The organism is Paenibacillus barengoltzii G22 (assembly GCF_000403375.2).
GTDB classification, from domain to species: Bacteria; Bacillota; Bacilli; order Paenibacillales; family Paenibacillaceae; genus Fontibacillus; species Fontibacillus barengoltzii.
This window is the reverse complement of the sequence record NZ_KE159652.1, coordinates 1,322,280-1,345,769: the sequence shown is the minus strand read 5'-3', so window position 1 is coordinate 1,345,769 and position 23,490 is coordinate 1,322,280. Positions and strand designations below refer to the sequence as shown.

The following is a 23,490-nucleotide window of genomic DNA, read 5'->3' as shown; positions in this document are numbered from 1 at the left end:
GTGCAGTTCAGGACGATGCCGATACCGCCTCCTGTGCTCAGTATAACAAATTACGTTAATTTTTTCATCCGCCAAGTTGTACTTCTCCAGAGAAAATCGTGAAATGTTGGCCATTCTGATCCATTAGGAGCAATGCGCCGCTCGAATCCAATCCGGTTGCCGTGCCTTGAAGTACTCCATTTGGCGTATGCACGGTGATCTCCCGCCCCAACGTGACCGACAGCGCCTCCCACAAATGACCGATGGGTGCAAACCCTTCCTGAATATACAGCTCGTAAAGCTGCTCCAGCTCCTTCACTACTGCGCCGATCAAGCTTGTCCGATCAATCCGCTGCCCGCTTTCGATCAATAACGAGGTCGCGATGGCTTCCAGCTCCGGCGGAATGTCGGCGGCCGCCAGATTGACATCAATGCCAATCCCGGCGACGGCGTACCGGATCAACTCATCCTCTGCGGCAGACTCCACGATAATACCGCACAGCTTCCGGCCGCGGGCTAAAATATCGTTTGGCCATTTGATGCCGACATCCACACCCGTGACTTTCCGTAACGCGCGGCAAACCGCTACAGCGGTCAGCAGTGTTAACTGCGGTGCAATCGACAGCGGCTGGCGATCGGGACGCAGCAGCAAGCTCATCCATACGCCTTTGCCCGGCGGTGAATACCAGCGGCGCCCTTGGCGCCCGCGCCCTGCCGTCTGCTCTTCGGCGAGCACAAGCGTACCGTGAGGCGCGCCTTCATCCGCCAGCTTGCGGACTTCTTCCTGCGTGGAGGGCGTGCTGTCCAGCAGCTTCAGCCGTTTGCCAAATGTCTGCACCCCCTGGAGGGCATGCAGCAAGCCGGCATGGCTTAGCTTGTCAGGCTGTCGGGTCAACCGGTACCCCCTGCGAGGAGCGGATTCAAATTCGTAGCCTTCTTCACGCAGCTTGGCGATTTGCTTCCATACCGCCGTCCGGCTGATCGACAGTCGGCGGCTCAGCTCCTCGCCAGATATATATTGCCCCGGATGCTCCAACAGCATGTCAAGCAATCGGTTTGCTTCCATCATCCTTCACCACCATTTCCACATGTTTCAGGAGCGTTGCCCGGTCGTTGGACAGCTCACCTGCGGCAACCGCGATCAACAGTTGCTTCAGCAGTTCGCTAAGCCAAGGGCCGCCTTTGCGGCCGGCCGCTTGCAGCACGTCGCCGCCGCTGATGGCGAGCTCCTTCAGCGTATGTACTTGCACCTCGCGATGCCATGCCGCCGCCCGTGCCAATATCGCCTGGTCGGCCTGCCGCTGCGCATCGTCGCCAATGGCCGCTTGCACCACCGCCTGCTGGCGGCGCAGCCACCACGCGGCGGTCTCGCGGCCAAACGCGACCTGCAGGCCGATCCAGCCGCGCCGCTGCTCGCGCTCGCCCGGCGCCTCGGCCAGGATGGCTCCCCACGCTTCATCAAAGCGGACGATCCCAGCCGCCTCTTGGGCGGTCTGGTTCGGGAACGTCCAGCTTTTGAGCAGCGGGGAAGCCGCCTCGCCCGGGGCGCCCAGCGCCTGCAGCAGCAGCGACCAGCGCAGCGCCGGCGGCGCAGGCGCCAGCAGCGGCAACGCCGCCAGCAGCGCCCGGCGCGGCGGCTCGCGGTGCAGCAGGCGGCGCGCCAGCGCGGCGCCGGCGCCAGCCACCGCATTGGCGTCCGCCTCCGCCGCAGCGCCAAGCGCTTCCGCAACGGGCTCCTGCGCCGCCTTCGCGTACCGCAGCAGCCCGCTGCGTTCCAGCAGGGCCAGCCCGCGCAACGGGTCTGGGCCCAGCACGATTTTTTCAAGCTCCATGCGCACGCGCTCCGTCGCGATATAGCCGAGCTTGTCCCGGCCTGCCAGGAGCGCCTTCCACAAGCTCAAGACCGGGCGGAACCCGAAGGTCGAAGCGAACCGGACCGCCCGCATCATGCGCAACGCATCCTCCGTAAACCGTTCTTCGGCATCGCCTACGCAGCGGATCAGCCTCCGCTCAATATCCATCTGTCCGCCAAACGGATCAATCAGCTCCCCTTCCAGCCCCCGGGCAATCGCATTCATCGTAAAATCCCGCCGCCGCAAATCCTCGGTCACCGCATCAACGAACTCCACGGACGTCGGTCGGCGATAATCAGCGTAATCCGATTCCTTGCGGAACGTCGTCACCTCAAACGCATGATCCTCCATCATCACCGTAACCGTGCCGTGTTGAATCCCCGTCGGGATCGTGCGTTCAAACAATCGAACCACCTCATCCGGCTTGGCTGAGGTAGCAATATCCATGTCGTGGACCGGGCGTCCCATCAGTTCGTCACGGACACAGCCCCCGACAAAAAAAGCCTGGTGCCCGCCATCTCGCAAAATACGCAGCACACGTTCCCCCTGAGCCAGCATGAGGGGGTCCACTTGACTCCAGTGTTGTTTTTCGATTGCGGACACCTCCTTTCAAAATCACTACAAGCATAGACAAAAAAACGGCACAGCAAGCGCAGGACTCTCCAGCCCTGCGCCGTTACGATGCTATGAACTCATTTATCAAACTTACGGTCGCGTCAACCGCAAGCCGGATTTAACGTTGGCATTGGAACATTGAGCACACGGTAATAAATTTCTTCGTACGCGGCCATCATTTTATCGCTGCTGAACTCGGTTTTGGCCCGGGATAAACAAGCTTCACGCATCCGCTCCGCCAGCTCCGGATTCTTAAACAGCGAGATGCAATGCTGCGCCATCTGTTTCGTATCGCCAATCGGCGCCAAGTAGCCGGTCTCCCCGTGCTTCACCAGCTCCGGAATCCCGCCGGCGATTGAACCGATCGTTGGCACTCCGCAAGCCATTGCCTCAAGGGCGACCAAGCCAAAGCTCTCTTTCTCCGAAGGCAGCAGCAAGACGTCCGCCATGGAGATGACATGGGCGATATCGTCCTGTTTTCCGAGGAAATGCACCCGGTCGGCTAAGCCTAACTCCTTGATTTTGCATTGGATCTTGGGCAGATCCGGTCCTTCCCCCACAAACAACAGCTTCGCCGGTACTTCCTGATTAACTTGATGGAAAATATCCACCACATCACTCACCCGCTTCACCGGCCGGAAGTTGGAGATATGCATCAGCACTTTCTCGCCCGGAGCAGCAAAATTCGTCCGGCAGCTCTTGGCGTCGCGCGGATAGTACACCCGCTCATCCACAAAGTTATACGTCAAATCGATATCTCGCGTAATATCGAGGACCTCACGAGTTTCCCGCATCAAATCTCGGGACACCGACGTCACTGCATCACTTTCATTAATCGCCAGACGAATCAAGTCCTTCAGCGATTCATCCTGTGCCAGGACGGTGATATCGGTCCCATGCAGCGTTGTCACGACTTTAAGCGAGTCACCTACCATTTGTTTGGCGAGAAACGCGCATACCGCGTGGGGCACTGCGTAGTGAACATGCAGAACATCCAGTCCTTGCTGTTTGGCTACCGTAGCCATCTTGGTCGCTAACGACAAATCGTAAGGCGGATACCGGAACACGTAGTAATCGCTGACTTCAACTTCATGATAAAAAATATTTTTATGGTAACTCCCTAAGCGAAAAGGAACGCTATGCGAAATAAAGTGGACTTCGTGGCCCTTATCCGCCAGCAACTTCCCAAGCTCGGTGGCCACAACCCCCGAACCGCCCAAGGATGGATAACAAGTGATGCCTATTTTCAAAAATGGTTCCATATGGTGGGGGCCTCCTTTATGTTTGTTCCCTCTTCCAGCTTATGAACGATGGGAGCCAAATAGATTAACTTGATATGCGGTTTTCGTCATAAAACCTTCAGCGAACGGAATTAGAGCACGCTGACCAATCAGGGAATCGCGGGCTTTGACCCGTTCCACATATCCCTGATTCAGCGGAGTTAAGGCAACGTCTTCACCCGGTGAACCGGCTTCAAATTGAGAACGGTAACACCGGAGCGCCCGCTCCTTCTGCTCATAATTTGCGCTCACATCGACGATCAGATCCGGCGATACCCAGTCATTAATGAAATAAAAATAAAGCTCAGGCGCAGCCACCGCCGGCTTGTCCGGCATATACCGACGCAGCTTGGCGTTGAACACCGCCGCCTCCACCAGCTTGCTGCACTCGATATGATCGGGGTGACGATCATCCCAATACGGAGCAAAAACCATACGCGGCGCATACTGCCGAATCACCTCAGTAACCGCGGCGAGTTGCTCCGCCGACCCGGTTAACCCGCGGTCAGGCAGTCCCAAATTGATGCGTGCGGCTAATCCGAGCACATCGGCTGCCGCCTCGGCTTCCTGCTTGCGCAGCACGGGATTGCCGTTAGAGGACAGCTCCGCTTCGGTCAAATCGCAGATGCCCACGCGGTACCCTGCAGCAGTATGCTTGGCGATGGTTCCGGCCATGCCGATTTCGGCATCGTCCGCATGTGCCCCAAAGATTAAGATATCCAGTAAACCGTTCATTTTGTCAACCCCGGTTTATTTTGTTCTACCAGTTCGCGCCAACCGAAGTCGCCGCGATCCAAGGCACGTACCAAGATCTCTGCCGTAGCCATATTCGTTGCAACGGGTATTCCATGTACGTCGCACAAGCGCAGCAGTGCAGTGATGTCCGGCTCATGGGGCTGTGCCAACAACGGGTCGCGCAGGAAGATGACCAAATCCATCTCGTTTTGAGCAATTAACGCCCCGATTTGCTGATCGCCGCCAAGCGGTCCCGATAGGAACCGATGGATTTGAAGCGAAGTATTTTCCATGATTTGTTGTCCAGTTGTTCCCGTGGAATAAAGCTTTTTCCCTTTGAATACATGTTCGTAGGCGATGACGAAATTCACGATATCTTCTTTCTTACGGTCATGAGCTATAAATGCGATGTTTAACATATGCCTTATCCCCTTTATTCATCCATGAAGTGGTCGAACCCGTAAATCATGCCCTTGCAGTCAATGACTTTCTTAATGGCCAAATTCACGCCCGGCATATAACCGGCACGCTCATATGAATCATGACGAATCTTCAGCGTCTGGCCAAAGCCGCCGAACACCACTTCCTGCTGTGCAAACACACCAGGCAACCGGACGCTATGTATCCGAAATCCGTTATAATAACCGCCGCGTGCGCCTTCAATCGTCTCTTCCTCGTTCGGGTTGCCCTGACGAAGCTCCTTCCGGTTCTGCGCGATCAGCTCCGCCGTCTTCACCGCTGTCCCGGAAGGGGCATCCAGCTTCTGGTCACCATGGTATTCGATGATCTCCAGATGTGGAAAATACTTCGCCGCCTGCGCTGCAAAACGCATCATCAGGATCGCCCCGATGGAGAAGTTTGGAGCAATCAATCCGCCGATCCCCTGGTCATGGCACAGCTTGTCCAGTTCTTCGATCTGTTCCGGCGTAAACCCGGTCGTCCCTACAACCGGCGAAACGCCGTACCGAATCGCAAGTTCGGTGTTCGTATATGCGTACTGCGGTGTCGTAAAATCAACCAGCACCCGCGGGCTCGTCTCCCGCAGCGCTTCTTCTAAATTCGTGGTGATCGGCACGCCGCAAGCCGGAAGGCCAACCAGCGTTCCGGCATCGATGCCTTCATTGGATAAATTCACAGCAGCAACCAGTTGAAGCTCCGGGTCCTGGAGCACCATTTTGACGACTTCTCTGCCCATTCTGCCTGCGGCGCCCGCCACGGCGACTTTAATCGGTTCAGACATTCGATCTCCTCACATTCTTTACTATGATGATTGCTTCATTTGCTGCTTCAACCGCTGCTCCAACTCTTTAAGCTGACCAGCTGCACCAGCGTCCAAAGGAAGGGCCGATGCGTCCCGAACCGCCTGCAGCGCAAGGTCGTAGCACTCTAATTCGCCGTAGGCGATTGCCAGCCAAACCTGCGCATCCAACGACAACGGGTCCAGCTCGACCGCACGCTTTAACATGCGGGCTGCTGGCTCAGCTGCCGCTTTCCGCTTGGCACCGGCAGCCTCCAGCTGCCGTCTGGCCATCTGCGTCAGTTCCATGGACTGCAAACGATCGTAATGCAGTTTATATTCGTCCTGCTCAGGCTCCAGCGCTGCAGCCAGACGCGCGTGTTGAAGCGCCTTATCCAGCTGCCCGCTCCGGGCACAAGTGATCGAGTAGCGATAATGGATGTCCGCGTGATCCGGCTGGACGTCCAGCGCTCGTTCGAACCAGTGCATTGCCTGTGCAAAGTCGTTTTCGTAGATGCTTCGGTAAGCTCGTTGTAAATAATCCTCCGCCTTCATATGCTATCCCCCTTTACTGTAGGGATGATCATGCTAACAGCATATGAAGATTGACCCTATTCGGTGTCCTTTTTCGTCCAACGATCCGCATCGCGGGTCGCAAATTTATGCATTACCTTATCATGGGCCTCGGTAAGATTAATCCCAAGGGAATTGGCAAAGCATATGGTAATAAACAGGATATCGCCCAATTCGAGCTCAATCGAATTTTCCGGTTCATCTTTCTTCTTTGGCTTTTCGCCATAGGTATGGTTCACCTCGCGGGCCAGCTCGCCTACTTCCTCCGTCATGCGAGCGAGCATCGTCAGCGGGCTGAAATAGCCTTCTTTAAACTGCGAGATATAACGGTCTACTTCGCGCTGCATTTCCGCGAGAGATTTCTCATTGTTCCGATCCAAGTGCCGATCCCTCCGCTTTATGTCCCGTTTTTCCCTATGTTATCGTAAGTAGGTGACGAAAACAAATCCTTTTTTAATCGGCGAAGAAAAAGGTATACTAGGAGAGGCAGATCTATCCAATTGCCCGCAGCACAGTACATAACATAAATAACGCTAGAGACAGGTGAGGTTTTTTCATGGCATTGAGCAAATTGACCGGATTTCTAAAAACACTGCTACCCATCATGCTGGGTACGGCGATTTATGCGTTTGGCCTTCTTTATTTTATCCTACCGAACCAACTGATGGAAGGCGGGGTTACCGGTGTGACGCTGCTGCTGAACTATGCGTTTGGCATTTCGCCTTCGCTTTCCAACCTCCTGCTGAATATCCCGTTGTTTCTGATCGGCTGGAAAATCCTCGGCGGACGCTCCATTCTATGGACTGGAGTTGGTATCGGCTCGTTAACGCTCTTCCTGTGGCTGTTTGAACAGATGATCGATCATGGCTGGATATTACCGTTTGAGACACAGACGGACTATATCCTCGTCTCGTTATATGCAGGGGTGACGCTAGGGGCAGGGCTTGGCATCGTCTTCCGCTTCGGCGGCACCACCGGAGGATCGGATATTGTAGCCCGGATTCTGGGCCGCAAGTACGGGTTCAGCATGGGACAGGTCATCCTGACGCTGGACATCATCATTATCGGGTTATCGCTCTTCTATATTAGGAAGGAAAATATTTTGTACACGCTTGTAGCCGTCTATATCTCCTCGAAAGTGATCGATTTTATTCAAGAGGGCGCATATTCAGCCAAGGCGTTTACGATCATCAGCGACCATGCACCCGCGATCGCCGATATCATTACGAAGGAGATGGACCGCGGCGTTACGTTGATTCCAGCCATTGGCGCCTACTCGAAGCAAGCGAAGCATGTGGCCTACTGCGTCGTTTCCAGGCAGGAGAGTCGGAGGTTGCAATCCATCGCCAAATCGGTAGATCCACGGGCGTTTATCATCATCAATGACGTCCACGATGTGCATGGCGAAGGATTTAAAGAAGATTAAATCGCACTTACCATCAAAAAAAAGCTTAAGAGGTTTAGGGTTCTCCCTGCCTCTTAAGCTTTTTTCGTAAATCCCTGCCTAAAGCCGGTACCGATTCATCTCTTCCGCCGGGCGCTGTGCTCGAACTGCAGTTACCGCTCGATCCGCGCGATACTTCCGAATTCCCGTGTAGGTCAAGGCAAGCACGATCCACAGCCCAATCAACGCACTCCAATACCACGGACTGTCCACGCCGGTGACCGGCAGGAATACAGGCTCGTCTCCCCGGCGGCCAAACAGCGCTTTGAGTTCGCCTTCTCCTTGCTCGATCGCTCCTTTCAGAGCCTTTTCATCCCAGGATTGTGCACCGCTTAGTCCTTCAGTATACGATAGCCACGACTCAAAACGGTTGATCTCGGAGGCCGGACGACGAATCACTGCAGCCGGACGCACGACATCGTAATGATCCTGCAGCGCCTGGAACGCCTTGCGCAGCCCCGCAGGTTTGCCGCCTGCACGCGCCTGTTTCATCTGCTGCAAATCATCGGACATCACTTTATAATATTGCTGCCATAAGGCCTTATCGGGATGTAGCAAACTATTGACCGCCAGCCGCAGCCGGGCTGAGGATAGCGCCCAGGCTTCAGGCTGAGCATCCGCCCTAACTAACGTCTCTTTGGTGTCCATAATCGTTTCCGCCAAGGCATGGATACCCTCTACCGAGGTTAACCCCTTAAAGGATACGCCCTCCAGCGCTTGGATTAACGCCTCCATGTCGGCCAACGCTTCTTGGCCACTCCCTTGCTGCATATGCTCATATAGCCGTTCCGATGCCAATTCCAGCTGCTTGAGCCGCTCGCTGCGTTCCTGTTCGGACATCGCCGGCGTCCCTGCCTTGGACGTAGATGGCTTGCTCTCGGTTCCGTTCTTCACAGGCTCTGCAAATACCACCGAAGTCCATAGCAGCGTCGCGGCAAGCAAAGTCAGTACGGCTGTTGCTCCTCTCAACCAAGTTCTTCTCACGGACATCCCCTCCCTACCATCATGGTATGGCAGGCTGTCCTACGTTAGAACCCCGGCCTCAAGCGCGTTTGGCTTGTTTCAGCGCAAGCCAGCCGGCAGCAACGCTCGCTACCGTCAAGATTACGGTAAAGACCGCCACTGCAGGAACGTCATCCCACAACGTCTCCGGTAACCAGGGATAAACTTCGTAGGTATAATCCACCGTATCATTGAGCAGCGTCCAAGCACCGGCCCCAAGCAACATAAACGTCCCAAACTTGTACAATCGGACGAACAACAACGCCTCTACGGCCATCGCCAAATGGGAGGCGACCAGCATCCAGTCCTGCCACACCAGCTCGCTCCCCTGATAGGCCCCGGCGAAAATCATCGTTACGGCCCACACCCCGTATTTCACGCTCGTCACGACCGCTAGCCCCTCGATCAAGGTACGGAGGCGGAAGTATTTCGCTAACTTCGACGGGAACAGCAGGAACAACAGGCTTAACGTGAAGAATAAGCTGGCGGTTGGGCTGTCGGGGACGAACACGATTTGCCAATGTGGATGATTCCGCCAGGTGTCCAGCAACTGCGCATCGTACCATATATAGCCGTAAATCGTCCCCAAGAGATTACATACGAACAAAGCCCAAAGTATGAAGCGGGAGGATAGAAACTTTGTACTCCATAGATCCGATATCTTCAAGCGCGATCTCCCTCTTTTTCTACAATAATAGTACGATAGCTTAAAAAAACCTGATCGTAAGACGATCAGGTTTTTCATTATTACTTATTTTACTGTTCTGCTTTTTGTTTCGCAAGCCATTCAGCCAAGTGGTCGATGTCTTGGTCCGTCAAGCCCGCGCTGATCGCAGTATCGTACATTGCAGTCATCTTGCCATTGTATCCTTCTTTAATAATCGAAAGGATTGCGTCCTTATCATGCTTGTCACCAACGCCGCGAAGCGAAGGTCCAGCCCCGCCTTTCAGGTCAGCCCCATGGCATGATACGCAGGTCGCTTTCTTGTATGCATCCATGGCCGGATCGTCCTTATCCACGATCGCCACTTCTTCCTGACGGTTCGCATTCGACGTAGGCAAGCCCTTCTCCCGATTCTCACGGGCTTGTTCTTCCCGTTGAATATGTTCCGGTACTTGACCTGTTGCTTGCAGTTCTTTCTGGTAATGCGTCCAAGCGAAGTTCGTCAAGTAAACAACCGCGGCAATCGAAAGAAACATCAGTGTCGAGGCGATCGGACGCTTATAGAAGCGGCGTTCCTTACCGCGATCCAAGAATGGAGCGAGCAGCAAGCCGCCGAACATCACAGCCGGAATCCCCATTGTACCGAGAACGACGTAATCGCCGGAGGCATATGGATATTTCAGATATTGATACAGGAACAGGAAGTACCAGTCCGGCATCGGAATAACCGAAGCCGTCGGATTGGCCGGGAAGCCCAGTGGAGCCGGTTCTGAAATTGTCAGCGCTAGGAATCCAACGAGTACAACAACGCCAACCATCCATTCCTTCAGCAAAAAGTTAGGAATGAACGCTTCCGACTTACCAGGATACGCCGTATAGTCCGGAGGCGCAATAAAGCCCTTGCCCTTACGAACGCGGGAGTCGCCGACGTATACGACCTTTTCCTTCGAATTGTCATGATGAGCCATGTCCTTTTTGCCCCCCTTCTCTTATAGAGGTCATTCGAAACTACTTTCAATTCATTTAAATCAGCTTTGTCCCACGCTTCTTATAGCGGACCGGAAATCCCTTGTCTGCGGATCATGATAAAGTGACCTACCAGGAGGATCAACAATACCGCAGGCAGGAAGAATACGTGAATGGCAAAGAACCGAGTTAACGTTTCCGCCCCTACAATCGTTCCGCCTTGCAGCAATTCCTTAATAACCGGACCCAACACCGGTACAGAGTTGGCAATTTCCAACGTTACCTTCGTTGCGAAATAAGCTTTGTTATCCCATGGCAGCAGATATCCCGTCAAACCAAGACCGATCATGACGAAGAAGATCAGCATACCAACTACCCAGTTCATTTCGCGTGGTGCCTTGTAGGAACCGGTGAAGAAAACGCGAAGCGTATGTAGAAACATCATCACGATAACCAAGCTGGCTCCCCAGTGGTGCATCCCGCGGACAATCTGGCCAAAGGCGACCTGAGTCTGCAAGTATTCTACACTGGCATAAGCGTTAATAATATCGGGAACGTAATACATGGTCAAGAACATCCCCGATAAGATCTGGATTACCGTAATAAAGAACGTCAAGCCGCCGAAGCAATACACAAACGCGGAGAAGTGATGCGCAGGGTTCACGTGCTCCGGAACCTCGTGATCGGCTACATCGCGCCAAATCGGCGTGATATCAAGACGTTCGTCAATCCAGTTGTATACATTCTTAAACATCCGTATCTACGCCTCCTTATTTCACGATGGTGTTCGGGATGATATCCCCCAGATAAACCCAGTCATCCTTGATCATAACCTTGTACTCGTCAAGCGGCTTCGACGCGACCGCCAGCTGCTTACCTTCTTTGGTGTAATGTGCACCGTGGCATGGGCAGTGATATTCATCTGGGAAGTTCTTGTCGTTATTCCAACCAACCGTACATCCCAAATGTTTACAAATCGGTGAAAGCGCATAAATTTTGCCGCTTTCGTCTTTGCGAATCCAAGCCGTCAGGGAAGCTGTGCTTAAGTACCAACCGTCTTGCTGCTTGAGCTCGAACGAAAATTCCTGTGGTTCGTTGGTAATTTTGCTCACTTCCACAACTTTAACGAAGGTCCCTTCGCCTTTCTTATGCAAAATCGGATCAACCGCAAAACGAACCATAGGAAGCGTCACCCCACCCACCATGAATGCTGTGGCGCCCCCTAGCGTATATGTAAGAAATTGCCGACGGGACATCTCTTTGCGAATAGGCGGTTTGTGCGAGGATTCCTGCTGGTCATGCTGATTGCTCATATGTCTTCAACCCCCCTTGTCAAGCAATTGTTTCCGTGCGTTTCAATGATAATTATCACAACATCGCGTAAGACATATTAATAATATATTAGCGTTTTAAGAGCGTCAAGAATTTGACACATTTTTTTGACCCGCAAAAAGCTTGTCCCACTTGAAATTGTCGATATTTTGTCACAATCACCACCGCTATTGAGCTTGCCACATTTCTTGGACTGCCGCCTTCACTCGTGCCGCAGCTCCTTCCTTCGAATCCGCCGCAAAACGGCCTGGCGTCACGATTAAATCCGCCTCTGGAAGCCCCGCATCTCCCCATTCAAAATCAGCTGAGATGACCACAGCGTACTTAAATCCGCTGCTCTTGACATTTCGGCACAAATCGTTTAAGTTCTGCGCCATATCCGGCGTCTCGTATTGATACGACGGGTATGTCACGACCCTTCCCTTGAAAGGGATTTCCACCCAATCAAGGATATCTCTCAGTCTTTCCAACTTTTCGGTGACTTCATACGGACGTTCTTGTCCAGATAATCCTGTGACCGGAATCAAGCAGGTATCCAGATATGGGCTAAGCTCTTCCCAAGCGGAAGCTTCAATTTCACTAAATTTCATGTTGCATCCCCTTCTTCGATCAATGTCTTCCCATTATAAACAGGGATCATTGACAAATCCATCCTTCATCTCCTTCACAAAAAAACCGTCCCATCCGTTCGTATTGCTGTGAACAGATAGGGCGGTTTGCTTTTAGCGTTCTTCCAGTGTTTTCAGTTCATCCGTCAGGAGCCGGAAGGCAACCTCGTCGCCATTCGCCAAGGCGGTGTCAATCTCGTTGTAGATCTGTTCCGAGCGATGCTTCCGGAGCGCTTCGTCCCATATCATTTCCGCCGCCAATCCAAGCATTGCTTCATAAGTAACCTTCATCTGATCCATAGGATGCACCTCCAAACCATCGTTACATTGAATATTGTTCTCCATACCGTCACACATCTCGTAGATTCTGTCACTTCAACAACCTGCTCATACTTAAAGATATTCACTGATATCTTCGCCGATATGGGACGTTTGCCCCCATTCTCATGAATATGTCTGTGCCCAGCGGCATTCGCGGAACTAGGTCTAACCCTTATGGATTTGCTGAACCGCTTGCTTTCCGAACGGGGAAGCTTGCACATATCGTTCGCGCTGCTCGTCTTCTCCGAAGCGCACCATTCCGAGATGAAGCATCATCTGCAGGATCCGCTCTTCAAAGATCGAAGCTGGCGAGTCGTAGAAGAACGGCTTGATCAGCGGCTCCACTCGTTCGAAGAGCGAGGAAACCGTCACCCATTCTTTCGAACAACAGACAATCCAGTAGACGAGGGACAGCAAATTGGGAATTGGTCCTTTATATAATCTTAACCAGAAGCGAACGAACTGGATCATCGGTTCCTTTCGTTCCTCCGTCAGGTAGGCCACTCCCGTATCCGTCAGTTCCAATCGATGGTTGTTCTCTTGAATGAGACGGGAATGATAGGCATAGTCGTAGAGCAGCGCAAACCGATTGGGATAATCCTTAAAACGGCGGCCATACCCGAAACGCCACCCTCTGCCTACCAGCCCCTCGGAGACGTGCAGCGATTCCATAATCTGCGACTGATTTCTCCGATACATAACACCTTCGCTATTTAGCGGAATGTCATGCTTGGACACGTATTGCAGGAAGAGCAACAGGTCGGCGGATAACATCTCCGGCTCCTCCCGGTACATCGGCGGTTCGGCGGCGGCCGCCTTCACCTCGGCAAGAAACCGGCGCTCCAGAGCTTCGCGGAACCGCTGCTTCAAGTCCTCCGGAACCACAAATAGATAGCGAGTTTGCTGGGTGGTCCCGTTAAACAACCAACCCTTTTGGCGAAAACGGGTGATCATCTCCCGCGGACTCTCCCGCTCCTTGGCATCTTCCGTAAAGCGCGAGCCCTGTGCACAGGCAACCAATTCCTCCAGACTGAACTGACGACGACCATCAAACAGCAGGGTGTTCAGGAAGCGCAAATCCTCCATACTCATGCTGCCGATATACCGCTCAATAAAATCCCGGCGCCCTACCGTCTGCAGGATGGATTGAATCAGTTCATGCTTCGAGTGCCCGCTGCATTCACAGCGGTAATGATCTGCTATTCTGCTAAGTTGTCCGATATCGGCATAAGTGAGCATATCCGCAAGATTCATAGTTTGACCGCCTCGCCGTTTTAATCCCATTATGGGAAGGTTTTCCGGCGTTTATTCCCTGAAAGCAAAATTATTCCATGAATTAAGCAAAAAAAGAAACCGGCCTAGGCCGGTTTACTTTCGTTCCTGGACGCTTTCCTGCAAATGACGCGTGCAATTATATAGACGCAGGTCCCAGGCTTTCTCATTTTTCTCCAGGATGGTGAGTGATAAGTTGCCGATGCGCTCCTGGCATCTCTCCTGATACAAGGCAATGTATAACTGAGCCAACAAGCCGCCGTGGGTCACAACCAGGATGTTATTCGACGGGTAACGCTCTGCCAAATCGGACATAAACGACAAAGCCCGCTGACGAATCTCCTCATCCTTCTCTTGTCCGAGTTCATGGCGATCCCACTCTTTTCCCCACAAGGCTTCCCTCTCCGTTAACGTCAGCCCCTCGACCTTACCAAACGACCGTTCCATCAACCGCGGGTCCGGATCGTAAAGCGGAATCCCCAGCGTTTCAGCAATGATTGAACCGGTCTCTCGCGCCCGAGACAACGTGCTCGTCAGGACGAAATCCCAGCGGTATTCGTTCTCCTCCTTCAATCTTCTGCCGAGCAACTTGGCTTGACGCCGTCCCTCATCGTTTAACGGAATATCGCTTTGACCTTGAATTCTTCCGATAGCGTTCCAATCAGTGAGTCCGTGGCGAATTAACCCAACGAGCATAATCATCCCCCTTTAGATAGTAAAAACGCCCCGCCCGCTCCGAAAGCGGGAGAAGCGTTAGTACCCAAGTTTATCTTTTGGTTCGGCGCAATCCTTTCCAGGAAAAGAGCGCCAGCAGCATACCGCCCATGGACAGATACATCCAGTATTGCGGATAGGCCGGACTCATTGGTACCGCAAAAGGCTCGACAATCCCCCGCGATACGCTGGTTAAGGTAATGGAGAACTCCTCATACGTATCCGACTCCGATCCCGCTACCACCACGGCAGTTGGGAGTATCCCGGTCATCGGCTCCGCACTTTCCTGGTCCGGTGTAAAACGATCCATCAGCAGGAACCCGAAGCTAATGACGAAAATCGCAAGGAAGCTGGCAGCCCAAAAGACCAACCGCCGCCGAATACGACGAGTCACGCCGCGCTTCACATCAGGAGCCAGCCAAGGCGATTCGGCATAAATCCGATCCATCACTCGTCGATTGACCGCTTCCGCTTGCTCTTCTGTCACTTCGATCGGTATGTACTGCAGCATGTCCAGGCATTCTTCCCATTGTTGGTATTCGCCCGCGCAAGACTCGCAGCCCAAAAGATGCTGTTCCAGCATTAGCCGCTGTGGGTGTTGTTCGGGTAGGTCCCGTAACAATCCGAACAATTCTTGGGCCTCTTTACAATTCATCTGCTTTTCATCCCTTCGTAATGCTCGTAGATGGGTTCATAAAAGTAGGGTTCAAGCTGACTCTTTACACTGCTGCGCGCTCGGAACAATAGCGACTTCACGGCACTGACGCTTTGTCCCAGTATGTTAGCGATCTCCTGGTAATCCAATTGATCGTATTCACGCAAGATCAAAGCTGACCTTTGCTTCTCCGGCAAATTGTTGATCGCTTCTCTCACCATGCCCACTTTCTCGCTCCGCAATACCGCTTGCTCCGGGGCGACTTCGCTGGGGGCTACGGGGATAATCCCGCTTTCCTCCAAGGGGACGTTGCCGTTTCGTTGCTTGCGGAGCTCACTGAGCACGGTGTTACGGGCAATCGTGTACAACCAGGTTGAGAATGAAGCATCCAGCTCTCTAAAGGAATGCAAGCTGCGAAATGCTTTATAGAACGTTTCCGAGCATAAATCTTCAGCAAGCAGCTCTAAATGAGCGCTCTTTAACATGTTGTACACGAAAGCTAGGATCTTCCGCTGATACCTTCGCATCAGCTCCGAATACAGTTCCGTGTTACCTTCCTTAATTTCGCGAATCATTTGGGAATCCGTCATTTGGGTGCGATCCTCCTCGCGCTTCCATGGGCCATCTTCCCGTTCGATTCTTTCCTAAGTAATTACCGAACAGGGGCGAAAAAGTTGCGGTGATCTATGTAACATATACTAAAAAATATCAAACCAACAAAACAGCAAATTAACAGCATAGCCAAACATTGAGGATATTATACCATAGGAGTAGGAATTAAAAAAATATGCGTTCACGCATTATTCCTGACAAAAGCCAAATAAATTCGAATCCCACTTACCATATTGACCACAAATTCCCAACCCCTTGCCTAAAGACAAGGGGTTGATCTGTGTATTGTGTTTGGGATGGAAACGCTCAAATCGTGTTTGTGTCGGCATCTGTTTGCGCATATAACTGCGCCGCCGCTTGGCGAACGTCATCCGCTAGGGTGATGGCGGAAATCACGGCAACGCCATCGGCCCCGGAGCGGATGACGTCGCGGGCCGTTTCAACCGTGATGCCGCCGATGCCCACCAGCGGCAAGGTGATCCCGCGATCGCGCAGCTCGCGGAGAATCGCCGGCCCCTGCGGCGCCTTGGCATCCGCCTTCGAGGCCGTGGGGTAGATCGGCCCGATTCCGAGGTAATCGGCGCCATGCTGCACGGCGGCCTCCGCCTCGGCGAACGTGTGCGCGGAGACGCCGAGGATGCGGTCGCCGATCCGGGCGCGAACCCGCGCGGCCGCCTCGTCCTCCTGACCGATATGCACGCCGTCGGCATGAATCGCAAGGGCCAGTTCCACGTCGTCGTTGACGAGGAACGGCACGCCCCTCCGGCGGCATGCGGCCAGCAGCTGGGCGGCTAGCGCCCGCAGCGGCTCCCCGGTGAGCGCTCCCGGCCCCTTCTCGCGGAACTGCACCAGCGTCGCGCCGCCGTCCAGCGCCGCCTCCAGTACGCGAAGCGGATGGTCGCGGCAGTTCGGGCTGCCGAGGACCAGATACGTGCGCAGCAGCTGGCGCATCCGGTCTGCCTCAATCCGCCCGCTTCCAACTCCGCCGCTCATCGGGACGCTCCTTGCAGCCGGCGATAGGCAAAATGGTTGGTCGGGCCGTGCCCCTGCCCCAATCCAAGCTCATGTTCAATCGCCGCTTGAATGAAAGCACGCGCAATTCGCACCGCATCTAAAGTCGGCGTTCCCTTGGCAAGCTCCGCCGTTAATGCCGCCGAGAATGTGCAGCCCGTGCCGTGCGTATGCGCAGTGGGGACTCGCCGCTCCACCATTTCGGTGAAGGTGGTGCCATCATAATATAAATCCACAACCTGCTCACCGGTATCGGCATCATGCCCGCCCTTGATGACAACCTGTTGCACGCCGTAGGCGCAAATCCGTTTTGCGGCCTCACGGCGGTCCTCCATGCTGCGTATAGACAGTCCGGACAGCACCTCCGCTTCGGGAAGGTTCGGCGTCACGATGTACGCCAGCGGCAGCAGCTGTGAGCGTAACGCCTGCACCGCTTCCGTCTGGAGCAAGGATGCGCCGCCTTTGGCGATCATTACCGGGTCAACAACGACCCGGCTCCAGCTGAACGCGCGGATTTGCGCGGCCACTGCTCCGATGATTTCGGCGCTGAACAGCATACCGGTCTTTAGCGCATCTACACCAAGGTCAGAGCCCACCGCTTCGATTTGCTCTGCCGCGGCTTCCGGCGGCAACGGGTAGACGTTGGAGACGCCGAGCGTATTCTGAACCGTCACAGCGGTAATCGCCGACATTCCGAAAACGCCCAGCTCCTGGAACGTTTTCAGATCGGCCTGGATGCCAGCCCCGCCGCCGCTGTCCGATCCGGCAATCGTTAAGGCCCTGGCGATCCGGCTCATCCGACCCACCACCCGCCGGCTCCGGTCGCCTGAAATTCACGCACCGCCGCGTGCCCTTTGAGCGAATGCGGGTGCAGCTTCGCCAGCTCGTCAAGGAACGCGATCTGGAAGCTGCCCGGGCCGGCCGAAGCCGTCCGCTCAGCAGCGCGGGACGCGGCAGCGCCGTAAAATGCCAGCCCGGCCGTGCCGGCCAGCAGCAGATCGCGCTCCACCGCGGCGAAAGCCCCCAGCACCGACGTCAGCAGGCATCCCGTGCCGGTCACTTGTGTGAGCAGCGCGTCCCCGCCGCTCACGATCCGGCACTTCAGCCCGTCGGTGATGACGTCTTCACGGCCGGTGATCGCCACGACCGTGTTCAGCGCCCGCGCGGCCCGCACGGCAAGCTCGGCCGCCTCGGCGCTCGCGGAGTCGCCGGCGTCGACGCCCTTGATCTCGCGAGCTTCTCCAACGAGATGGGCGATCTCCGCCGCATTGCCGCGCACGAGCGCCACCTTCACCTCGCGCAGGATGCGCAGCGCCGACTCCGTCCGGAAGGCGGTCGCTCCCGCGCCCACCGGGTCAAGCAGCACCGGCACGCCGTGGGCGTTCGCCGACTGGCCGGCAAGGATCATCGCCTCCACCTGCGGCGTCGACAACGTGCCGATGTTGAGGACAAGCGCGCCGGCGATCTTGGCCATGTCGGCCACCTCCTCCGGCGCATACGCCATGACCGGCGACGCGCCAAGCGCGTACAAGCCGTTGGCCGTAAAATTCGTAACGACCACGTTTGTGATGTTATGAACGAGCGGTTTTGTATTTTGCACCTTTTGCAGCACTTGGGCTAGTTCTTTTTCCAGTACACTCATGTAGGTTTAACCTCTCTTTCGATCATTTGGCTTGTATCGATGGATCAGTAGCTTGGCGCGAAGTTATGGCTGAAGCACCGGCACCGCCACCGGCCAATCTTCCAACCGATAAGCCATGTCCCAGAATAGATATTCCAGCTGGCAGCTCTGCATAAAGTGGTCGACCATGCGTTGGCGCTCCGCCGGATTGGCGGTTTCCGCCCATTGATCCAACGCCTGTTTGAATTTCTCTGTGACACCTCCTGCACGTTGACCGTAGAAGGTGATCCACTCATAGTACGGATGCTCCGGCGTCGGCTGCACTTCCTCAAGCAGCTTCTGGCCAATCTCCAGATACGTCCACGGACAAGGCAGAAGCACGGCGTAAATTTCCCCCAAAGTTCCTTCATGAGCTACTGTCAGCATATGACGGATATAATGATGCGCCGATGGGGCCAGCGGAAAGCCTTGCAAATCTTCAAATTTCACCCCGGCCACCCGGCAAAAATTGTGATGCGGATGAATCTCGCTGTTGAGAATAAAATCGATCTGTTGGCTAAACACCGCAATCTCCTCGCGGGTCTGGCACTTGGAAATCGCAATCCCGTAAATTCGCATATACGCATTCAGATACTCAAAATCTTGCTTAACGTAATGAATAAGCTGTTCTTTCTGTAACCGGCCTTCCGCAATACCTCTGACAAAGGGATGATCAAATATCGCTTGATAAATTCCGTCCGCCTGCCTACGCAACTCTTGAGAAAATCCCAAATTCTCCACCTCCACATATTTTGGCTAGGAAATCCTCTGAGAGGGCAACAGCAAACCGAGCTGCCAGAGCATGCAAAAAAGCCGCTCCATAGAGGGAGCGGCTGGATGAACCCTAGGCATACCAATATACTCATGGCAGCCTAAGCGCATGTCACTTGGGGCCGGCTCCACTTTCCTACGCTAGTATGAACTAGATCAGGTTCAAAGGGTCCAAGATGATCTCTTGTCTCAGCCGATGACGGCGCCCCTAGTGGATTTCCTATGCAATTCAATTATTACTCTACCGGTCTCTGCCTGGATTGTCAATCCCGTCCAGAAGGTCGAATAGGTGGATCGTTTGCGTCTCCCGTCTACACCAATCCCGTTCGGTTGCATAGCATAAATAACAGGGGATTCCTAGGAATCGGTTCAGGAACCAGTTCAAAGATCGGTTCAGATCTGTTCCCCTTCACAGGAAACTGGACTCCATCAAGTTAAGGAAGGTAAAGCCATGAACTCAGCCGGAAAGAACAAGTCCTCGTCTTCCAGCAAGAAAAACGGCAAAAAAGGCGGATTCCGGCCCAAAACCCCGGAATACACCGTAGCTGCGTTGCTGCTCTCCGGCAAACTTCGCGTGGATTCCGTCCAGTTATACCGTAACGCGACCATGTTCGTCTCCTTGGTTGGCGAGTACAAAACGATCAGCAGCGACGCGAACGCCGATAAACTGCTGAATTTCCTCAATGAAAATGGGGATCTCACCATCAATGACATCATTAATGCGATGAAGAAAAAAGCGAACGACTCCTCTTAAAGCAATGCGTGTGCTACTCCTGTGAGCCTGAGTTGCTCCTAAGCCAGTTTCTTTCAGCGGTGCCAAATGAGGAATGTACGATTTGCACTTAACTATGTTTACGGGGGTTTTCCATATGGGTCAATTTGACGGGGAAGGTTTTGCCGAATGGATTGTGATCATTATTCTGGTCGTTTTATTTTTCTATGGTTCCAACAACATTGAAACGTTAACGGGCGCTCCCGCTTCGGATAACTGACGGAGGCGCCCGCTTCACACATTATGATTTCATTTGAAGACGAACCGTCTTGATTTCATACGGCGTCACGGTCAGCTCAATCGCATCTGCGGAGGACAGCTCACCGGCAGGACGTTCCATCAAGTCGGTTTCCTGCCAAGACATAACGGGCACTCCGACGTGCAACCGGACGCGGCCCCGGCCGCCCTTATATTCATGGAAACGGACGATTACGCTATCGTCGTCTTCCGCTTTTTTCACCGCATCGATCACGACGTCCGCGCTGCCGCTTGTTTGAAGCAGGGAGAACGACGACGCAGGCACTGCACCCGGCGTCGCGTATACCGGCTGATTCAGGAGCGCTGCCGCTTGCACGGTACCGCCTTCGGACCAATCCCCCTCATGCGGATACAGCGCATACGTAAATTCATGCTCGCCGCGATCTGCCTGCGGGTCTGGGTACGTTGCCGACTTCAGCAGCGACAGGCGGATTACATGATCCTTAATGTCATGCCCGTACTTGCAATCATTCAGCAGACTAACCCCATAGCCGCGCTCTGACAAATCCACCCATTGATGCCCCACGGTTTCGAAGCGAGCGAAATCCCACGACGTGTTCCAATGCGTTGGACGCTTCACGTTGCCAAACTGAATGTCGTAGGTCGCTTCCGTCGCTCGGATATCCACGGGGAAAGCAACCTTGAGCAGCTGCTGACGTTCCTGCCAATCCACCCAAGTGCGGAAATCGATTCGCCGATTGTCGGCATACAGAATCATCTGTTGGCGAATCGTTGAGCTCATGTACGTCCAAGTGAAATGAACGACAGCCCGCAGCGAACCGGTATCCACCTTGCATTCCTGAAGCTGCTCGACCTCGCGCTGCTTCTCTTGGTAGAATACATCGATGTCCCAAGCCTCAAACATTTTAGGCTTATCCTCAAACACCTGCAGCACATTGCCTCGTTCACCGGATGCCAGCACCTCACGGTCGGCGATGCTGTCGAAGATTGAGATCAGCTGCCCGCGGTCGTTCCACTCGATGCGATAAATCGGAGTTTCGATCCCGTTTGGCCGAACTTTAAACGGTTCACTTGTCACCGCGACGGCGTTATCCGCTTGTACCTCCTTCTTGCGTTGAATCGTGACAAAACCTAGCGGCGGCACGTTCTCCACGCGTACCCACACCGTCGTCCCGTCGAATTCGGATTGCAGCACTTGCCCCTCCGCTTGGATCCACTGTGTTGCCTTGTCTGTGTCTTGATCTTCCAAGGCAACCAGACCGGTAAACGGCCAAGAAGACGGGTTCCACACGGTATATGTATCCCCCGCATCGCTCGTCAAAGCTTGAATGGCCTGTTCCCGGCACGACTCTAGCAGCGATTGGGCTTCGGCATACTCCTCCTTGGAGTCCCGGTATACTTCCGGAATGGACGAGCCCGGAATAATGTCGTGGAATTGATTGCGCAGGATCGTTTTCCAGCTTTCATCCAGCTTGGCTTTCGGATAAGTGTCCCACTTTCCGCCGCCCGCAAGCAACGCCTGCAAGCTAAGCAACCATTCGGTATCCCGGGACAGCAGTTCCAGCTTCCGGTTCATTTTCTTATTGTACGCCTGGCTGGTATAAGTTCCCCGGTGGTACTCCAGGTACAATTCGCCGTCCCACGTATGGACGTAACGGTCCGCCGACTCCACCGTCTCATGCAGCTTCGCAAAAAAATCATCCGCTCTTCCGGTCGTCACACGCGGCAGACCCGGCATCTCGTCGAGACGCCGACGCAGCTCCAGGTGTTCGCGGTTTACACCCCCGCCGCCATCGCCGTAACCGTATGAGAGCAGGAGCTCCTTGTTCACCTCTTTATCGCGGTAGGACTCCCAGATGCCTTGCACGCTGGAGGCCTCAATCTGCCCGTTATAGGTGTACCACCAGAAATTGCCGTCCTGGGGCGTGGTGATAAAATGGGTCAACACTTCGCTGCCATCGATGCCGCGCCACCAAAACGTATCATGCGGCATGCGGTTGTATTGATTCCAGCTAATTTTGGTGGTCATAAACGTGTCAATGCCCGACTTGCGCAAAATTTGCGGCAAGGCCCAGCTGTAGCCGAATACGTCTGGCAGCCACAAATAGGTGCATTCTTGACCAAATTCCTCACGTAAAAACCGCGTCCCATATAGCAGCTGCCGCACCAGCGATTCTCCGCTTGTCAAGTTGCAGTCGGCCTCCAGCCACATGCCGCCGGCGGCTTCCCAGCGTCCTTCTTTGACTCGCTCCTTGATCTGTTCATAGAGCTCCGGGTAATCCTGTTTCAGATATTCGTAGAGCTGCGGCTGTGTTTGCAGGAACACGTACTCTGGGAACATCTCCATCAAGCGCAATACGGTACTGAAGCTGCGGGCTGCTTTTTCCCTCGTATGCTTCAGCCGCCATAACCAGGCGACATCAATATGCGTATGCCCGATGCATTGCACCGTCACCGGCGACGTTTTCTTCATTCCTGCCACCGCCTGGGTTAATTGCTCCTCCGCTTCCGTCAGCGAGGCATAAAACGCCTCCGATCCCGGATAGGACCAATCGATCCGCAGGAAAGCGCGGTCCAGCGCCGTCAACAAATCCGTTCGCTCTGGCGCATTTGCCGGCAGGACCTCCACCGTCTGCATGACCGCGCGCGCGGTATAGTACAAACGGTCCACCGTTCCGTCCAGCCACGCAATCTCTGCCCGCTTGATTCGGTGTTCCTGGATTTGCGGCTTCCCGCCGCCTTCCAATCCGGACCATAGGCGGAACTGCAGCTTCACCTTCGTCCCGGAAGCTTCTTCCGGGAAAAACACCTCCTGGTGATTCATATCCACGCCTTGGAACGGTTCACCATTGACATATAAGAGCGATTCAAACCCGGAGTTGTTACCGCCTCCCGTTTTGCCGAAGTCGAACACGCCAACGATTTTACGTCCTTTCCATTCGGCCGGAAGCTCGACGTCCGTCTCCAGCCATAAATAAAGATCGCGGCCTTCCCAGCGTTCTCCTGTCTGCATCGTGGACCATGGCCCCTCTTTGGGCGGTCTGGCGCCGATGCGCCCTTCCTCATCCACTTGCGCGCGAAACGCCTCGACCGGGCGGGCATCGCGGTATCGATAGCCCTCCAGCTCGCGAATCCGTGCGTTTAATTTCTCCTCCGTCCAGAACATCGTATCGGGTACCTCCCCTGAATATGAGT

The 23,490-nt window shown here is 54.3% G+C and carries 27 protein-coding genes and 1 riboswitch; of the genes, 3 read left to right on the top strand and 24 right to left on the bottom strand.

Annotated elements, in window-relative coordinates; all coding sequences use genetic code 11:
- Positions 1-64: 64 nt before the first annotated feature.
- From C812_RS06340 to C812_RS06305, 8 genes are all read right to left on the bottom strand, one after another.
- Entirely contained in the window at positions 65-1,048 is a 984-nt protein-coding gene (locus C812_RS06340; RefSeq protein WP_016311837.1) for a biotin--[acetyl-CoA-carboxylase] ligase, read from the bottom strand.
- Positions 1,023-2,390 (bottom strand): CCA tRNA nucleotidyltransferase, encoded by a 1,368-nt coding sequence (locus C812_RS06335; protein ID WP_016311836.1) that lies wholly within the window; start codon positions 2,388-2,390, stop codon positions 1,023-1,025. Before C812_RS06335 ends, C812_RS06340 begins: the two co-directional genes overlap by 26 nt.
- A gap of 158 nt (positions 2,391-2,548) precedes the next feature.
- Positions 2,549-3,709: an N-acetyl-alpha-D-glucosaminyl L-malate synthase BshA gene (bshA, locus tag C812_RS06330; RefSeq protein WP_016311835.1), complete on the bottom strand. Its 1,161-nt coding sequence runs from the start codon at positions 3,707-3,709 to the stop codon at positions 2,549-2,551.
- Between the two features lie 39 nt (positions 3,710-3,748).
- Positions 3,749-4,462, bottom strand: a complete 714-nt coding sequence (gene bshB1, locus C812_RS06325) for a bacillithiol biosynthesis deacetylase BshB1 (RefSeq protein WP_016311834.1) — start codon at positions 4,460-4,462, stop codon at positions 3,749-3,751.
- Positions 4,459-4,881 (bottom strand): methylglyoxal synthase, encoded by a 423-nt coding sequence (mgsA, locus tag C812_RS06320; RefSeq protein ID WP_016311833.1) that lies wholly within the window; start codon positions 4,879-4,881, stop codon positions 4,459-4,461. The genes bshB1 and mgsA overlap by 4 nt, the downstream gene beginning before the upstream one ends.
- Before the next feature lie 14 nt (positions 4,882-4,895).
- Positions 4,896-5,702, bottom strand: a complete 807-nt coding sequence (gene dapB, locus C812_RS06315; protein ID WP_016311832.1) for a 4-hydroxy-tetrahydrodipicolinate reductase — start codon at positions 5,700-5,702, stop codon at positions 4,896-4,898.
- Positions 5,703-5,723: 21 nt separating this feature from the next.
- Positions 5,724-6,254: a tetratricopeptide repeat protein gene (locus C812_RS06310; protein ID WP_016311831.1), complete on the bottom strand. Its 531-nt coding sequence runs from the start codon at positions 6,252-6,254 to the stop codon at positions 5,724-5,726.
- A gap of 56 nt (positions 6,255-6,310) precedes the next feature.
- Positions 6,311-6,619, bottom strand: coding sequence for a nucleotide pyrophosphohydrolase (locus C812_RS06305; protein WP_036624731.1), 309 nt, complete (start codon positions 6,617-6,619; stop codon positions 6,311-6,313).
- Between the two features lie 209 nt (positions 6,620-6,828).
- On the opposite strand from C812_RS06305, the gene C812_RS06300 reads away from it, so the two are divergent.
- Positions 6,829-7,698, top strand: a complete 870-nt coding sequence (locus tag C812_RS06300) for a YitT family protein (RefSeq protein WP_016311829.1) — start codon at positions 6,829-6,831, stop codon at positions 7,696-7,698.
- 78 nt (positions 7,699-7,776) lie between these two features.
- On the opposite strand, the gene C812_RS06295 is transcribed toward C812_RS06300, so the two are convergent.
- From C812_RS06295 to tenA, 15 genes are all read right to left on the bottom strand, one after another.
- Positions 7,777-8,700, bottom strand: coding sequence for a sporulation protein YpjB (locus C812_RS06295; RefSeq protein ID WP_016311828.1), 924 nt, complete (start codon positions 8,698-8,700; stop codon positions 7,777-7,779).
- Between the two features lie 58 nt (positions 8,701-8,758).
- A complete protein-coding gene (locus tag C812_RS06290) occupies positions 8,759-9,385 on the bottom strand; it encodes a DUF1405 domain-containing protein (protein ID WP_016311827.1) in 627 nt (208 codons plus the stop codon).
- A gap of 89 nt (positions 9,386-9,474) precedes the next feature.
- Positions 9,475-10,350 carry a menaquinol-cytochrome c reductase cytochrome b/c subunit gene (locus C812_RS06285; protein WP_016311826.1) on the bottom strand — a complete coding sequence of 292 codons (876 nt, stop codon included), beginning with the start codon at positions 10,348-10,350 and terminating at the stop codon, positions 9,475-9,477.
- Between the two features lie 80 nt (positions 10,351-10,430).
- Positions 10,431-11,102 (bottom strand): menaquinol-cytochrome c reductase cytochrome b subunit, encoded by a 672-nt coding sequence (gene qcrB / locus C812_RS06280; protein WP_016311825.1) that lies wholly within the window; start codon positions 11,100-11,102, stop codon positions 10,431-10,433.
- Positions 11,103-11,118: 16 nt separating this feature from the next.
- Entirely contained in the window at positions 11,119-11,661 is a 543-nt protein-coding gene (locus tag C812_RS06275) for a Rieske (2Fe-2S) protein (protein WP_016311824.1), read from the bottom strand.
- Between the two features lie 186 nt (positions 11,662-11,847).
- Entirely contained in the window at positions 11,848-12,270 is a 423-nt protein-coding gene (locus C812_RS06270; protein WP_016311823.1) for a DUF2487 family protein, read from the bottom strand.
- Between the two features lie 132 nt (positions 12,271-12,402).
- Complete coding sequence (locus tag C812_RS06265) at positions 12,403-12,588, bottom strand: IDEAL domain-containing protein (protein ID WP_009226994.1); 186 nt, start codon at positions 12,586-12,588, stop codon at positions 12,403-12,405.
- A gap of 186 nt (positions 12,589-12,774) precedes the next feature.
- On the bottom strand, positions 12,775-13,863 hold the full coding sequence (locus tag C812_RS06260) for a hypothetical protein (RefSeq protein WP_016311822.1): 1,089 nt from the start codon (positions 13,861-13,863) through the stop codon (positions 12,775-12,777).
- A gap of 114 nt (positions 13,864-13,977) precedes the next feature.
- Positions 13,978-14,577, bottom strand: a complete 600-nt coding sequence (locus C812_RS06255) for a histidine phosphatase family protein (RefSeq protein ID WP_016311821.1) — start codon at positions 14,575-14,577, stop codon at positions 13,978-13,980.
- Between the two features lie 70 nt (positions 14,578-14,647).
- The gene (locus C812_RS06250) at positions 14,648-15,178 is read right to left on the bottom strand and encodes an anti-sigma factor (RefSeq protein WP_244268274.1); all 531 of its coding nucleotides are present in this window, start codon (positions 15,176-15,178) and stop codon (positions 14,648-14,650) included.
- A gap of 68 nt (positions 15,179-15,246) precedes the next feature.
- Positions 15,247-15,840: an RNA polymerase sigma factor gene (locus tag C812_RS06245; RefSeq protein WP_016311819.1), complete on the bottom strand. Its 594-nt coding sequence runs from the start codon at positions 15,838-15,840 to the stop codon at positions 15,247-15,249.
- 328 nt (positions 15,841-16,168) lie between these two features.
- Positions 16,169-16,813, bottom strand: a complete 645-nt coding sequence (gene thiE / locus C812_RS06240; RefSeq protein ID WP_279626210.1) for a thiamine phosphate synthase — start codon at positions 16,811-16,813, stop codon at positions 16,169-16,171.
- Between the two features lie 38 nt (positions 16,814-16,851).
- Positions 16,852-17,670: a bifunctional hydroxymethylpyrimidine kinase/phosphomethylpyrimidine kinase gene (gene thiD, locus C812_RS06235; protein WP_016311817.1), complete on the bottom strand. Its 819-nt coding sequence runs from the start codon at positions 17,668-17,670 to the stop codon at positions 16,852-16,854.
- Positions 17,667-18,515, bottom strand: coding sequence for a hydroxyethylthiazole kinase (gene thiM / locus C812_RS06230; RefSeq protein WP_016311816.1), 849 nt, complete (start codon positions 18,513-18,515; stop codon positions 17,667-17,669). Before thiM ends, thiD begins: the two co-directional genes overlap by 4 nt.
- Before the next feature lie 63 nt (positions 18,516-18,578).
- On the bottom strand, positions 18,579-19,265 hold the full coding sequence (gene tenA / locus C812_RS06225; RefSeq protein WP_016311815.1) for a thiaminase II: 687 nt from the start codon (positions 19,263-19,265) through the stop codon (positions 18,579-18,581).
- Between the two features lie 155 nt (positions 19,266-19,420).
- Positions 19,421-19,524: riboswitch (TPP riboswitch) on the bottom strand.
- Between the two features lie 231 nt (positions 19,525-19,755).
- Here tenA and C812_RS06220 point away from each other — a divergent pair.
- Both C812_RS06220 and C812_RS22940 read left to right on the top strand, forming a co-directional pair.
- On the top strand, positions 19,756-20,058 hold the full coding sequence (locus tag C812_RS06220) for a hypothetical protein (protein ID WP_016311814.1): 303 nt from the start codon (positions 19,756-19,758) through the stop codon (positions 20,056-20,058).
- A gap of 115 nt (positions 20,059-20,173) precedes the next feature.
- Positions 20,174-20,296 carry a hypothetical protein gene (locus C812_RS22940; protein WP_016311813.1) on the top strand — a complete coding sequence of 41 codons (123 nt, stop codon included), beginning with the start codon at positions 20,174-20,176 and terminating at the stop codon, positions 20,294-20,296.
- A 21-nt stretch (positions 20,297-20,317) separates the two neighbouring features.
- On the opposite strand, the gene C812_RS06215 is transcribed toward C812_RS22940, so the two are convergent.
- A complete protein-coding gene (locus C812_RS06215; protein WP_016311812.1) occupies positions 20,318-23,461 on the bottom strand; it encodes an alpha-mannosidase in 3,144 nt (1,047 codons plus the stop codon).
- Positions 23,462-23,490: the final 29 nt, after the last annotated feature.

Bases quoted from the DNA above. Each gene is read 5' to 3' on its own strand.
- C812_RS06340 (WP_016311837.1), bottom strand. From the start codon at position 1,048: ATGATGGAAGCAAACCGATTGCTTGACATGCTGTTGGAGCATCCGGGG.
- C812_RS06335 (WP_016311836.1), bottom strand. From the start codon at position 2,390: ATGCTGGCTCAGGGGGAACGTGTGCTGCGTATTTTGCGAGATGGCGGG.
- bshA (WP_016311835.1), bottom strand. From the start codon at position 3,709: ATGGAACCATTTTTGAAAATAGGCATCACTTGTTATCCATCCTTGGGC.
- bshB1 (WP_016311834.1), bottom strand. From the start codon at position 4,462: ATGAACGGTTTACTGGATATCTTAATCTTTGGGGCACATGCGGACGAT.
- mgsA (WP_016311833.1), bottom strand. From the start codon at position 4,881: ATGTTAAACATCGCATTTATAGCTCATGACCGTAAGAAAGAAGATATC.
- dapB (WP_016311832.1), bottom strand. From the start codon at position 5,702: ATGTCTGAACCGATTAAAGTCGCCGTGGCGGGCGCCGCAGGCAGAATG.
- C812_RS06310 (WP_016311831.1), bottom strand. From the start codon at position 6,254: ATGAAGGCGGAGGATTATTTACAACGAGCTTACCGAAGCATCTACGAA.
- C812_RS06305 (WP_036624731.1), bottom strand. From the start codon at position 6,619: ATGCAGCGCGAAGTAGACCGTTATATCTCGCAGTTTAAAGAAGGCTAT.
- C812_RS06300 (WP_016311829.1), top strand. From the start codon at position 6,829: ATGGCATTGAGCAAATTGACCGGATTTCTAAAAACACTGCTACCCATC.
- C812_RS06285 (WP_016311826.1), bottom strand. From the start codon at position 10,350: ATGGCTCATCATGACAATTCGAAGGAAAAGGTCGTATACGTCGGCGAC.
- qcrB (WP_016311825.1), bottom strand. From the start codon at position 11,102: ATGTTTAAGAATGTATACAACTGGATTGACGAACGTCTTGATATCACG.
- C812_RS06275 (WP_016311824.1), bottom strand. From the start codon at position 11,661: ATGAGCAATCAGCATGACCAGCAGGAATCCTCGCACAAACCGCCTATT.
- C812_RS06270 (WP_016311823.1), bottom strand. From the start codon at position 12,270: ATGAAATTTAGTGAAATTGAAGCTTCCGCTTGGGAAGAGCTTAGCCCA.
- C812_RS06265 (WP_009226994.1), bottom strand. From the start codon at position 12,588: ATGGATCAGATGAAGGTTACTTATGAAGCAATGCTTGGATTGGCGGCG.
- C812_RS06260 (WP_016311822.1), bottom strand. From the start codon at position 13,863: ATGAATCTTGCGGATATGCTCACTTATGCCGATATCGGACAACTTAGC.
- C812_RS06255 (WP_016311821.1), bottom strand. From the start codon at position 14,577: ATGCTCGTTGGGTTAATTCGCCACGGACTCACTGATTGGAACGCTATC.
- C812_RS06250 (WP_244268274.1), bottom strand. From the start codon at position 15,178: ATGCTGGAACAGCATCTTTTGGGCTGCGAGTCTTGCGCGGGCGAATAC.
- C812_RS06245 (WP_016311819.1), bottom strand. From the start codon at position 15,840: ATGACGGATTCCCAAATGATTCGCGAAATTAAGGAAGGTAACACGGAA.
- thiE (WP_279626210.1), bottom strand. From the start codon at position 16,813: ATGCGCCAGCTGCTGCGCACGTATCTGGTCCTCGGCAGCCCGAACTGC.
- thiD (WP_016311817.1), bottom strand. From the start codon at position 17,670: ATGAGCCGGATCGCCAGGGCCTTAACGATTGCCGGATCGGACAGCGGC.
- thiM (WP_016311816.1), bottom strand. From the start codon at position 18,515: ATGAGTGTACTGGAAAAAGAACTAGCCCAAGTGCTGCAAAAGGTGCAA.
- C812_RS06220 (WP_016311814.1), top strand. From the start codon at position 19,756: ATGAACTCAGCCGGAAAGAACAAGTCCTCGTCTTCCAGCAAGAAAAAC.
- C812_RS22940 (WP_016311813.1), top strand. From the start codon at position 20,174: ATGGGTCAATTTGACGGGGAAGGTTTTGCCGAATGGATTGTGATCATT.
- C812_RS06215 (WP_016311812.1), bottom strand. From the start codon at position 23,461: ATGTTCTGGACGGAGGAGAAATTAAACGCACGGATTCGCGAGCTGGAG.